Below are 12,920 nucleotides of genomic sequence, written 5' to 3' on the forward strand. Positions count from 1 at the left end.
CGAGGCAAGCGATGACGCAGGCACACCACGACGACGCCGGAGCGCGCAACGCGCTGCAGGGCGGGCTCGCGACGGATCCGAAGCACAAGGCGAGGATCGAGGAGCTCGCCGAGCGCATCGAGAAATACAGGGCGAGCTACTACGCAGGGCACCCCGAGATCTCGGACGCGGCGTTCGATGCCCTCGAGGACGAGCTCCGCGCCCTCGATCCGGCGCACCCGGTGCTCGCCCGGGTCGGCTCGGCCTCCCTGATCACCGAGTGGGAGAAGGCGCGGCACGAGATCCCGATGGGCTCGCTCAACAAGGTCGTCTCCGAGGACGAGCTCCTGGGCTGGGTCGCCCGGTGCGACGAGATCCTCGTGAAGGACGGGCACGGCGACGGCGGCACGGGCGCCGCGCCGCCGGCACCGGGCTCCATCTCGAGCGTCGCGGCTGACCTCTTCGTGGCGGAGAAGCTCGACGGCATCTCCATCGAGGTCATCTACAAGGGCGGCAAGCTCGTCGACGCCATCACCCGCGGCGACGGCGAGTGGGGCGAGCGGATCACCGCGAACGTCGCGCGAATGAAGGGGATCCCCTCGCGGATCCGGGAGAAGGGCCGGCTGTCCGTGCGCGGAGAGATCATCCTTCGCCTCTCGGACATGAAGCGCCACTTCCCCGGCGTCACCAGCCCGCGCAACATGGCCGCGGGCGCGGCCAAGCGGTTCGACGGCCAGGGGGCGGAGCACTGCACCGTGCTCTTCTACGATGTCGCCGATCACCTCGAGATCCCGACGTGCCGGGCGCGCTTCGCCTGGCTGCGCGAGCTCGGCTTCGCGACGCCGCAGACCGCGCACGGCAGCGTCGAGGACGTCGTGAAGCTCTACCGGCGCTACTCGAGCGAGCTCCGCGCGAGCCTCGACTACGAGATCGACGGGCTCGTCGTCTACGTGGACTCGCTCCACGTCCAGGGCCTGCTCGGCGACGTCAACCGCCGGCCGCGCGGCGCGGTCGCCTTCAAGTTCGCGTCGCCCGCCAAGGTGACGACGGTCGTGGCGATCCAGTGGGACACCGGGCCGAGCGGCCGGGTCACCCCGGTGGCGATCGTCGAGCCGGTGGAGCTCGCCGGCGCCAACGTCCGGCGCGCTTCCCTGCACAACTCGGCCAACGTGCGGAGCCTCGGCATCGGCGTGGGCGACGAGGTGCTGGTCTCGCGCCGCAACGACGTGATCCCGTACGTCGAGGAGGTCGTCGAGAAGCGCGGCCCCGTCGCCGTTCCTCCATCGGTCTGTCCGGTCTGCAGCGCGCCGCTCGTCGTCGAGGGAGAGTACCTCCTCTGCCGGAACGCCGCGTGCCGCGCGCTCATCGAGGGGCGCATCCACAACTGGATCGACGCCATCGGCGCGCTGGAGTGGGGCGACAAGCTGATCGAGCAGGTTGTGACCGCAGGCCTCGTGCGAGAGCCGCTCGACCTCTACAAGCTCACGGTCAAGAGCATCGCCGACCTCGATCGGCGCGGCGAGAAGAGCGCGACGAAGTGCCTGGAGCAGCTGAAGAGCCGCCTCCGGCTCGCGCTGCCGGTGTTCCTCGCGGCGCTCGGCATCGAGGGGTTCGCGATCCAGACCGCGCGGCTGCTCGTGTCGGCGGGGTACACGACGATCGAGAAGCTGCTCGCCGCCGGCGAGGACGAGCTCGCCGGCATCCCGGGCCTCGGCGCGATCAAGGCCGCGAGCATCGTTCGAGGGCTGCGCGCGCGCAGCGACGAGATCGGGCGGCTGCTCGCCGCCGGCATCGTGCCGGTCGCGCCCGAGGCCGAAGGCCCGCTCGCCGGACTGACGTTCTGCTTCACCGGCGCGGGCGCGCGTCCCCGCGGCGAGCTCACCCACCTCGTCGAGTCGAACGGCGGCCGGGTGCTGAACAGCGTCACGAAGGAGCTCAACTACCTCGTCATCGCCGACGTGGCGTCCACGTCGAGCAAGGCGGTGAAGGCGCGCAAGTACGGTACGAAGCTCATCACCGAGGACGATCTGGACAAGCTCATCGCCGAGCGCCGCGGCGGCTGACCGAGGCGAGCCGCGACCTCGACCCGCCGGCCCCTACCAGGTGATGTCCTGGTCCTCCGTGACGCCGAGGACGTCCCGGAGCTCGAGGAGCCGCCCGTCCGGGAGGCGGATCGTGCCCGAGTAGAGGCCGATCGGCTGCATGAACTCCGACGCGAGCAAGCCGAGGTTCGTGTGGTTCGAGTGCGCCGCGCCGGGGACGAAGCGTAGATCCACGGCGCCGTCCGCGGTCCGGACGCGCCACGGGTCGAGCGGCCGCGCCGCGTCGAAGGTGAACCGGCCCTCGGCGAGCGGGATGAGCTCGCCGTCGATCCAGATCGCGCACTCGGCGTCGCCGACGAAGCCTTCGCCCAGGTTCAGGCCGACGCGCTCGCCGCTCTCCGCGCGCCCCAGCGCGAGGGCCCAGCGCCAGGTCGTGCGGCGCCGCAGGAGGCCGCCCGTGTAGTCGTAGCTGGCGATCGCGCCGTCGAGGGAGATGCGGCGACCGAGCACCGACGCCTCGCCTTCGACGCCGAGGAGCAGGCGCTTCTCGGTGGTGATCAGGGAGCCATCCGAGGCCTGCGCGATCGCCGAGAGCGCCGGCGGGGCCGCGCGGCTGTCGAGCCGCGCCTCGAGCTCGACGCCGCGGAGCGCGGCGGTCACCGCGGTCGTCGCGTCCGTGCGCGGCCGCTCGATCCGGACGCGCGCGCGGGGGAGCCACGCCCGCGCGGAGCGGCCTTCGTCGCTCGCGTCGCCCACGCTCACCGCGAAGGGCGGCCCGAACGTCGCGCGGTCCACGAGCAATCGCCGGCCTGCCTTGTCGAAGACGACGCTGAACGCGATCGACAGGTAACCGAGGTGCACGACCGCGACGGCGACGAAGACCTCGTCGGACGCGATCGCCACGTAAACCCATCGCTTGTGCTTGAGCAGCCGATCGAGCCTGCGCGGCGCGAGGAGCGCCGGGTCGACGCGCGGGAGATCGCCCCGGTAGGACCCGACGCGCGCCGCTCCCGTGCTCGGGTCGAGGATCGTATCGGGCGGCGTGGTGAGCTCGCGCATCTGACGAGAGTAGCGGCGACGTGGTCGCCGCCCAAGGCGAGCGACGCCGGAAATCTGACATCGTTAGAGTTGTGCGAATCGCGCGATATCGCGTGACTGCGCCGAGCGCTCTCCTCCGCGGCCATCTGGCTCACGCCGCGGCGGAGAGGAGCGGCGCCGGAGCCTGCGCGCCCTCGGCTCCGCCGCTAGACTCGCGTCATGATCGACGCCATCGCCACGCCCCCGAGCCCCCTGAACGAGCCCGTCCTCACGTACGCGCCTGGCAGCCCGGAGCGCGCGGCCCTCAAGGCGGAGCTCGACCGCCGGGCGCGGGAGACGATCGAGATCCCGATGGTCATCGACGGGGAGGCGATCCGGACCGGCGCGCTCGACGAGGTCCGCGCGCCGCACCGTCGCGACCTCCTCCTCGCCCGCGCCCATCAAGGCGGCGCCGAGCACGTCGCGCGCGCGATCGAGGCCGCCCGGCGGGCGCACCCGGCCTGGTCGAGGACGCCGTGGACCGAGCGCGCCGCCGTGTTCCTCAAGGCCGCCGAGCTGCTCGCGACCCGGTACCGCCCCACGGTCAACGCGGCGACGATGCTCGGGCAGAGCAAGACGGCGTACCAGGCGGAGATCGACTCGGCCTGCGAGCTCATCGATTTCTTCCGCTACAACGTCCACTTCGCGCACCGGATCGCGGCGGAGCAGCCGGCGAGCGCGCCCGGCATCTGGAACCTCGCGGAGCCTCGCCCGCTGGAGGGCTTCGTCTTCGCGGCGACGCCGTTCAACTTCACCGCGATCGCGGGCAACCTGTGCGCGGCCCCGGCGCTGATGGGCAACACGGTGGTCTGGAAGCCGTCTGCGAACGCGCTGTACTCCGCGCACTTCGTGATGGATTTGCTGATCGAGGCGGGCCTTCCGCGCGGCGTCATCAACCTCGTCATGGGCCCGCCCGAGCTCGTCTCGAACGCGTGCCTCGATCATCCGGACTTCGCCGGCATCCACTTCACCGGCTCGACCGCGGTCTTCCAGTCGATCTGGCGCCGCATCGGGGAGAACATCGGGCGCTACCGCAGCTACCCGCGGATCGTGGGCGAGACCGGCGGGAAGGACTTCGTCTTCGCGCACGCGAGCGCCGACGTCGACGCGCTCGCCGTGGCGCTCGTCCGGGGCGCCTATGAATTCCAGGGGCAGAAGTGCTCGGCCGCGTCGCGCGCGTACATCCCCCGCTCGCTCTGGCCGGCCCTCAAGGACCGGCTCGTGGGCCACATCCGGGCGATCCGCGTGGGGGACGTCGCCGACTTCCGCAACTTCATGGGCGCGGTGATCGACGAGCGAGCGCACGCCCGGCTCACGGGGCGGATCGCCGCGGCGAAGTCGGACGCGGCGTGCTCGATCGTGTGCGGCGGCGGCGCGCGCGCGCACGACGGGAGCGACGGCTGGTTCGTCGAGCCGACGCTGATCGAGACCACGGATCCGCGCCACCCGCTGATGGCGGAGGAGCTGTTCGGGCCGGTGCTCACGGTCTGGGTCTACCCCGACGGCGAGGAGCACAGGGCGCTCGCGCTCTGCGACGAGACGTCTCCGTATGGCCTGACCGGCGCCGTGTTCGCGCGGGATCGGGCGTTCATCGAGGCGGCGAGCGACGCGCTCCGCTTCGCCGCGGGCAATTTCTACATCAACGACAAGCCGACCGGCGCCGTCGTCGGGCAGCAGCCGTTCGGCGGCGCGCGCGCCTCCGGCACGAACGACAAGGCGGGCAGCCTGTTCAACCTGCTCCGCTGGGTCTCCCCGCGGGTCGTGAAGGAGACGTTCGCCCCGCCGCGCGCGGTCGCCTATCCGTTCATGGCGGCCGAGTAGGAAGCGCGCCCCGCGCCGGAGAGGGGGCGGGCCTCGTCGATCAATCCTCCGGCGAGTAGTCGCAGACGCCACCCGCGAGATCGGCGCAGGACCGGTCCTCCTCCTCGTAACACTCGGCCGTGCGCTCGATGGCCGTGGCATAGGAAGCGCGGTCGGACAGCTCGAGGCACAGCGCGACGCACGTGTCCTTTCCAGGGCTGTCGGTCTGGCACTCGGCGTTCTTGGTGCAGACCACCTCGCACGCGTCGATGTCCGACGAGCATCCAGGGGTGGGAGCGAAGAGCAGCAGGGCCAGGACGAGCGCGGGACGGGGCATGGCGAAAGCTCCAGCGGCCATCGGAGCACGCGGCCGAGCCGGCGGCGAGAGGCGAGCAGGGGGCGGCCGCGCGGCGCCGGCTCGCCCCTGTCCCGGATCCCTGCTGGAAGCGCGCGCCGCCGGAGGCGAATCGGACCGGTGAGCCCACCGGCGAACTCCGTGTTCCGCCCGAGTCGTCAAGCGCACCAACGAAGATCAGGTTTCTTGTCAGGGTGTCATGCCCGGAGCCATTGCTACCCGACACGCCAACCACCGAGCTCTACAGGTCGATCCGACCTCGACCATTCAGTTGTGGAGCAGCACCCGGCCATTACGTATGCTCCAGATCTCCGCCCGTCGAAAGCGTGCGCGCCCATGGCGCGCAGGACGAGCAGAAGCGTAGGTGTATATTTCCCACGCCGCTACACCAGGAGCCGCTGTGGGATAGAAAACGTTGGAGGTGCCATGAAGTCGATGCATTTTCTGGGGTTCTTCGTGCTCAGCACGATCGCGGCGACCGCCGCAGGCTGCGGCGGAGACAACGAGGGCGACGGCGGCGGCGGCGGCGAGGGAGGAGCCGGGAGCACCACGACGTCCTCCGCGACCACCGGCCCCGTCGCCGGCAGCACCTCCACGGGCGCGGGCGAGGTGGACGACGGCAACGACAGCCCCGAAGAAGCGGAGCCGATCCAACCCGAGGACGGTTGGCTCGAGGGGACGCTCGATCCGCTGGAAGAGGACGCTGACTACTACAGCTTCACCGGAGCCAAGGGTCAGCCCGTGTACATCCTGAGCGACGCGAGGCCGGAGGACGACGAGAGGGATCCGACGTATCCCGATACCGTCATCACGCTGCTCGACGCCGACGGGAACCAGCTCGCCCAGAACGACGACCCTGCGCGGGGCTTCACCAATGACAGCGAGCTGCTCACCGTCCTGCCAGCAGACGGCGAATACTTCATCGTCGTCCAGGATTGCAACGCCGCCTTCCCGCAGTTCGCCTTCCCGAACGGCTGCTTCGACCCCGCCGAGGTCGTGAGCTTCGACTACGGGGTGGCGCTCCTCTCGCTCGATCCGGCGGAGAGCGATACCGACAGCCTCATCGGCGACATCGAGCCCAACAATGACGCCGAGCAGTCCGTGCAGCTGCACTATGAGCTGAACAACGACGAGTCGGGCTACTTCACCACCTTCGCGTTCGGCAGCTTCGAGAGCGCGACCGACGTCGACGTGTATTCGTTCACCCCGCCGGAGACCCCGGCGGTCGACAATGTCATCCTCGCCCAGCTGATCGCCGACCAGCCGACAGGGATCGAGGGCAACGGCTCGACGGTGAACGTCAGCGAGATCGCCGTGTTCGCTTCGACCGATCTGACCAACGCGTACGCGAAGGTGGACCCGACGAAGGGCGGCGATATCGCCCTCCCGGTGGAAGCCGGGCAAGAGTACTTCGTCTTCGTCAAGCGCCCTGCGGGAGAGGCAGGAAAGAACGACTTTTACATCCTGCTTCACAACCGCATGAGCTCCGATCCCCTCGAGGCCGAGGAGGAGACCAACGGTGTCGTGGAGACGCCGGAAGGCGGCCTGGTCTCCTTCCCCAACGGGGGAGGCGGCGTCAGCTACGCGATCGAGGGCCACCTCGCCGACGGAGAGACCGCCGACGTCGACATCTATGCGGTCCCCCTCGACGACGTGGAAGAGGGCTGGACGTTCTCGGTCGTCTGCGAAGCGCAGCGCAACGGGTCTGGGGTCCGCGAGCTCAGCGCCGAGGTGCTGAACGGAGACGGCACATCGATCGACGCCGCCACCTACTCGGCCACGGAGACCGAGGACGAAAACCTGTACGTCGAGCGGGTCACGATCCCGGAGGCCCCAGCGGACAACCGGCTGCTCGTCAGGGTATCGGCCGGAACGCCCGCCGCCGACGTGACGAGCCGAGGATACAACTGCCTCTTCGCCTACCTGCCGCCGGAGACCGAGTGAGGGTCTGAAGCACCTCATGGCGTGAGCGCCCGTCCCCCGGGCGCTCGCCGCCGGGTGCTCCAGAGCACGCGGCGGCGGACCGCCCTCGAAGGCCGGCGCTGCGCGCTCCGTCGTCGGCACGCCGGGCGCAGATCGCCGGAGGCTCTCCCCGGGTCTCCCCGCTCCCCGTGGTATAGCCCGACCGACATGAAGGTCGGCACCACACCCGCGCGCTCAGGGCTCCTCTCGCTTCTCCTGCTCGTCGCCTGCAACGCTGGCCCCCAGACCGGTGGGGTCTCCTCGCCGGCCACGGCCGGCAGCGCCGCGCCGCAGGGGGCGACGTCGACGCCGGCGACGACCGCGCCGTCCGAGGCGCCGCCGCGCGCCGAGTTCGATCCCGTGGCGCAGGGGCTCACCGTGGAGGGCGTGAAGCAGCTCTGCGACGAGCACCTGCGCGCCGCGGAGGGGCACCTCGCCGCGATCAGGGCGCTCCGGGGCGCGCCGCCGGAGAAGCTCACCTACGCCGCGACGCTCGGGCGGTTCGACGACGCCGCGCTCGAGGTGAACAGCGCGGGCGAGTTCCCGTACTTGATGGGGGTCGCGCACCCGGACGCGGCGGTGCGAGAGGCCGCGAGGCTCTGCGAGCCGAAGGTCGACAGGTTCACGACCGCGATGTGGCTGGACGCCGATCTCGCCGCCGTCATCGAGGCGTACGCCGAGAAAGGCGACGCGCGCGAGGCGTTGAACGGTGAGCGCGCCCGGCTGCTCTCCGACGTCCTCCGCGACTTCCGCCGCAACGGGCTGTCGCTGCCGGTAGACCGACAGCAGCGCCTCCGCGACGTGAACGAGCAGATCACCCGCATCGGGCAGGAGTTCATGTCGAACCTGTCCGCGTCGACCGCATCGATCGAGATCGCGCCCGCCGCCCTCCAGGGGCTGCCCAAGGAGTACGTCGCGAAGCACGCGCCCAAGGCGAACGGCAAGGTCGAGATCACCACCGACTACCCCGACTTCTTCCCGTTCGTCACCTACGCCAAGGACCGCAAGGCCGCGCTCGATCTCTACGTCCTGTTCACCAACCGCGGCGGCGAGAAGAACGTGAAGCTCGTCGATCGCCTCCTCGCGCTCCGCTCCGAGAAGGCGAAGATGCTCGGCTACAAGAGCTGGGCGGACTACGCCATCGAGCCGCGGATGGCCAAGACGAGCGGCGCCGTGCGCGGCTTCCTTGACCAGGTCAGGACCGCGCTGAAAGAGCCCGCCAAGGCCGAGTTCTCCGCGCTGATGAAGGAGCACGTGCGGCTCGGAGGCAAGCCGACCGACAAGCTCCCCCCCTCCGATCGCTACTTCCTCGAGGATCGGGTCCGCGCGTCCACGTACCAGTTCGACTCGCAGGCGCTCTCGGATTACCTCGAGCTCGGCGCGGTGAAGCAGGGGCTCATGGACATCACCGCGAAGATGTACGCCCTCGAGTACAAGGAGGTCCCCGCGAAGGCGTGGCACCCCGACGTGACCGCGTACGAGGTGCGCTCCGAGGGCAAGCTGATCGGCAAGTTCTACCTCGACCTCTACAGCAGGCCCGACAAGTACAAACACGCGGCGATGTTCACCGTGCGGACCGCGAAGCTGCTCGACGACGGGTCGTGGCAGAGCCCCGTGGCGGCGCTCGAGTGCAACTTCCCGAAGCCGGGGGCGCAGCCGGCGCTGATGTCCCACGAGGACGTGGTGACGTTCTTCCACGAGTTCGGGCACGTGCTGCACCATCTCCTGACGCGCTCGGAGCTGGCCTCCTATTCAGGGACCGCGACGGTGCGCGACTTCGTCGAGGCGCCGAGCCAGATGTTCGAGGAGTGGGCGTGGTCGCGCGAGGTGCTCGATCTGTTCGCGAAGCACCACGCGACCGGCGAGAAGATCCCGGACGCCCTCTTCCAGGCGATGACCCGCGCGCGAGGCTTCGGTCGAGCGCTCGCGACGCAGCGGCAGCTCACCCTCGCGTCGATCGATCTGGAGCTCCACACCCGCGATCCGGGCTTCGACGCGACCGTGGTCGTGGAGCAGGCGCAGCGCGCGAACGAGTCCTTCGCCTTCGTGAAGGGGACGCACCTGCAGTCGAGCTTCGGGCACCTCATCACCTACGACGCGGGCTACTACGGCTACCAGTGGGCGCTGTCGCTCTCGCGCGACGTGCTCACCCGCTTCAAGCAGGAAGGCCTGCTGAACCCCGCCGTCGCGCGCGCCTTCCGCGACGAGGTGCTCGCGAAGGGCGGCGGCGTCGAGGCGGGAGCGCTCGTCACCCGCTTCCTCGGCCGCCCGCCGAGCCACGACGCGTACCTCGCTTACCTCCGGGGCAAGGAGTGAACGGGCCGGCCGCTGCGCGGCCAGCGCTCGGAGGCGACAAGGCGTGCGCCGAGCGCTCGACCGCGCAGCGGCGCAGGGTCCAGCCATCCCTGGCCGGACCCCTGACGGGAAAGCTCAGGGCTCGATCGCGACGCCGAGCTCCTCGCGCAAGGCGTGGTAGGCGTCCGAGACCGTGAACGAGAGGAGATCGCCGATCTTCTCCTCGGCCGTCAGCACGCCCGGCGCGTCCCCCCGCGAGAGCGACGACGCCGCCACCGAGAGATCGCCGGTCAGCAGATAGCCGACCCGGGCAGCGCACCGCTCGACCGATCCCACCCAGTGCGCGAGATCGAGCGGCGCGCGGATCTCGTAGAGCTCGAACACCGCGGCCTCCAGGGCGTCACGCTCGCTCTCCGTCAGGTGCTCGTCGAGGAGGGGCACCAGCGCGAGCACCGCGCCCTCGAGGTCGGCGGGGACGAGCTCCGACGGCCGCGCCACCTTCACTGCTGCGGCCAGACAGACGCCGAGCTCCTCGAGCGACGGGAAATGCAGCAGCAGCCGGTGCGGGCCGACGTGGTACGCGACGTGGCTGCCCACCAGGAACGCGAGCTCGGCCGCCGTCCTCCCGCGGAGCGCCTCGCCGCCGACGAGGACGCTCGGCTCCTCGACCGGCACCGCGGCGACCGCGATCGGCGCGTCCTTGCGGAGGTAGACCGCCGGCGCGGCGATCCCGAGACACCGGCTCGCCCACGAGAACAGGCGAACCACGCCCGCCGCGTTCCGCTCCGCGTCGGCGCGCGCGGCCGGATCGAGCTGGGGAACCCGCTTCTCCCGCGCGCGCTGGGCGAACCGCGCGCGGACCGCCGCGCCGGCGACCGACGCGAGGACCTCCTCGAGCGCGCGATCGCGATCGCCCGCGCGCAGGAGGTCCCACGTCGCGACGCTCAGCCCGCGCGCAGGCTGGACGAGGCCCGCCGGGCGGTGCTCCTCGAAGATGAAGCGCTCCCGCGCCTCGGCCGCGCCGAGGTAGACAGCCACGCTCGCGGCGGACCACGCCTGGTCGACCCACCTCAGCTTCTGGAACGTGTCGAACAGGTCGTGAAACACCTGGACGTTGCCGGGATCGAGCACCGCCGCGGCCTGGAGGTGCGCGGCGGCGCGCTCGAGCCGGCCGGCGGTCCGCGCGAGCGACGCCGCGCTGAGCCGCCCCGGGACGTCGTCCGGTCGCTCGTCCACCGCGCCCTCGAACGCCTCCAGCGCGGAGCTGGGATCCTCGAGGTGATCGCGGAAGAGCATGCCGAGGCGGCGGCAGAGCTCCCAGGTGACGTCGCTCCGGACGCGCAGGTCGGCGATGCGATGCGCCCGCTCGAGCATCCGCCGGTACGCGAGCTCGAGCTCGCCCCATTCCTGCCGCGCCGAGAGGAGGATCGCGATGAGGGAGAGCGGATCGAGGAACGTGGGATCTGCGTCCAGCGCGCGCTCGAGCAGCTCGATCCCGTCCCGCTCCCGCGTGACCTCGGTCAAGGTCGCGCGGGCCTCGCCCTGCATCGCGGTGCGCGCGAGCTCCAGGAGCGCGACCGCCCGCTCCCTGGGCTCCTCCATCCGCTCGATGAGGCAGCGGCGCGCCTCGATCGACGCCTCGACGTCGCCCGCGACCTGGTAGAGCCGGCCCAGGCCGCGCAAGACCGCGGGGTCGTCGGGGCGGAGCTCCCGCGCCCGCTCGAGGAGCTCCAGCGCGCGCGCCGGCTCCCCGGCGATGCTCTCCCAGCGCTCTGCGAACTGGACGAGGAGCACGAAGCGATCGCCGTCCCCCTCGACGCGCGTGAGCAGCCGCTCCTCCGCGATGCGCAGCCGGACGAAATCGCGCCCGGCGAGGTGGAGCTCCACCAGGGCTTCGAGCGCGGGCCGGTGCTCCGGCGCGAGCGCGAGCGCCTTGTCGAAGCTCTCGATCGCCTCGCGGTGCCGCTCCTGGCGCCACCTGGTCTGGGCGATGCGCAGATGCACCTCCGCGCGGGCGTCCCGGTGCGCGACGCCGACGAGCGCGAGCGCCTTCTTGTACGCCGTGAGCGCGCCCTCCAGGTCCGCGGCGGCGGCGAGCATGTCGCCAGCCGCGAGGTACTGCGCGACCGGATCGTCCGGCGCCGGCGCCGGCGTGGTGGCGGCGTCCCGCTCGTCCGCGACGACCAGCTGCGCTGCCTCGGGCCTCTCCGCCGGGGGCGCGCCCGGGGCGCCGCCGCGCGGGACGAGCACCGAGAAGGAGCCCTGCCCGCCCGTCCGCGCGAAGCACGGGATGGCGCTGGCGAGCTCGGCGTTCCCCTCCACGCGGCGGAAGATCGCCTCCGCGGTGAGGCCCCGCTCCGGCTCGGCCTCGTCGAGGTGCTCGACGAAGGCGCGGGTGAGCACCGACGGCAGATCCGCGTCGAGCGAGCCGATCGGGTGGGCCGCGACGAGGAGCTCGACCCCCGTCACGGAAGACGCCACCGCCTGCTCCGCGGCGGCGACGACGGCGCGCGAGGTCGCCCCGGGGCCGTGATGGCACTCCAGGACGAAGAGCACCTCGCCGCGCGCGCGATCGCGGAACACCGCGGCGATGTCGCCCAGCGCGTCGCCCAGGCCGGGGTTCTCGGGGTCGAGGCAGAGGAAGAGCTCCCCGTCCGGCGACAGCGCGACCGCGCTGGAGGCGTAGAAGAGGAACAGGGTGGATGCATCGTCGCGCGCGGCGTCCTCCGCGTCGACCAGGGTCCTCCGCGTCGCAACGACCTCGTCGAACAGCGCGTCGAGCTGCTCCGCGAGATCCCGGGCGGGATCGACGTCGATCACCCGGAAGCCCGCATCGTCCAGCGAGAGGCGGGCCCGGATCAGATCTCCGTCGAGCGAGCCGGGCGCCGGCCGCTGATCGCGGTGCAAGCTGGGCGTGGCGACGATGGCCAAGCGCATCAGGGCGCCCTCTTCTCGTTGCGTACGCGCATGCAGGCGAGCAATCTACCCAGGGCCGCGCCCGAAGCGAAGCGGGTTGGCACGCTGCGCCGCACCACGCCGCAGCGTGAGGTCCCCCGCACGAGAGATCAGCCGGCAGGGAACAGGCATGAGCGAAGGCAGGCGTCGTTGGTGGACGGAAGCACCCCGCAGCGCACGAGCAGCTCGCGCCGCGTCAGCCGCGTCAGCCGCGTCAGCCGCGTCAATTGCGCTCGCGGCCGTCCTCGCGTCCGGCTGCGGGAGCGTGTGCGACGAGGCGACGGAGCACACCGAGGAGTGCGGCTTCCACGGCAGCGGCATCTCCGCCGAGGCGTCGTGCGACGGCCGCGTCCGGTGCGCGTCGGCGTGCGCGGCGGAGGCTCCCTGCGGCGCGTTCGATGGCACCGACGCGGCCGCGCTCGATCGGTACCAGCGCTGCCTCGAAGCTTGCTGAG

General features: G+C 71.4%; 8 protein-coding genes. 5 read left to right on the plus strand and 3 right to left on the minus strand.

What is annotated here, in order from left to right; translation table 11 throughout:
- Positions 1–11 precede the first annotated feature (11 nt).
- Positions 12–2,042, plus strand: coding sequence for an NAD-dependent DNA ligase LigA (gene ligA / locus WME82_RS24520; protein WP_438044766.1), 2,031 nt, complete (start codon positions 12–14; stop codon positions 2,040–2,042).
- Positions 2,043–2,075: 33 nt separating this feature from the next.
- Here the strand turns inward: ligA and WME82_RS24525 are convergent, their stop codons facing one another.
- Positions 2,076–3,080, minus strand: coding sequence for a DUF2804 domain-containing protein (locus tag WME82_RS24525; protein WP_438044767.1), 1,005 nt, complete (start codon positions 3,078–3,080; stop codon positions 2,076–2,078).
- A 198-nt stretch (positions 3,081–3,278) separates the two neighbouring features.
- Between WME82_RS24525 and pruA the strand changes: the two genes are divergently transcribed.
- Entirely contained in the window at positions 3,279–4,919 is a 1,641-nt protein-coding gene (gene pruA / locus WME82_RS24530) for an L-glutamate gamma-semialdehyde dehydrogenase (RefSeq protein WP_438044768.1), read from the plus strand.
- Between the two features lie 40 nt (positions 4,920–4,959).
- Here the strand turns inward: pruA and WME82_RS24535 are convergent, their stop codons facing one another.
- On the minus strand, positions 4,960–5,235 hold the full coding sequence (locus WME82_RS24535; RefSeq protein WP_437555147.1) for a hypothetical protein: 276 nt from the start codon (positions 5,233–5,235) through the stop codon (positions 4,960–4,962).
- A 444-nt stretch (positions 5,236–5,679) separates the two neighbouring features.
- Between WME82_RS24535 and WME82_RS24540 the strand changes: the two genes are divergently transcribed.
- Complete coding sequence (locus WME82_RS24540) at positions 5,680–7,197, plus strand: PPC domain-containing protein (RefSeq protein ID WP_438044769.1); 1,518 nt, start codon at positions 5,680–5,682, stop codon at positions 7,195–7,197.
- 186 nt (positions 7,198–7,383) lie between these two features.
- Positions 7,384–9,531: a M3 family metallopeptidase gene (locus WME82_RS24545; protein ID WP_438044770.1), complete on the plus strand. Its 2,148-nt coding sequence runs from the start codon at positions 7,384–7,386 to the stop codon at positions 9,529–9,531.
- A gap of 114 nt (positions 9,532–9,645) precedes the next feature.
- Here WME82_RS24545 and WME82_RS24550 read toward each other — a convergent pair whose 3' ends face one another.
- Positions 9,646–12,447 (minus strand): tetratricopeptide repeat protein, encoded by a 2,802-nt coding sequence (locus WME82_RS24550; protein WP_438044771.1) that lies wholly within the window; start codon positions 12,445–12,447, stop codon positions 9,646–9,648.
- Positions 12,448–12,730: 283 nt separating this feature from the next.
- On the opposite strand from WME82_RS24550, the gene WME82_RS24555 reads away from it, so the two are divergent.
- Positions 12,731–12,919 carry a hypothetical protein gene (locus WME82_RS24555; protein WP_437747878.1) on the plus strand — a complete coding sequence of 63 codons (189 nt, stop codon included), beginning with the start codon at positions 12,731–12,733 and terminating at the stop codon, positions 12,917–12,919.
- Position 12,920 lies beyond the last annotated feature (1 nt).

It is taken from the genome of Sorangium sp. So ce128 (assembly GCF_051525245.1).
Classification (GTDB): Bacteria; Myxococcota_A; Polyangia; order Polyangiales; family Polyangiaceae; genus Sorangium; species Sorangium cellulosum_B.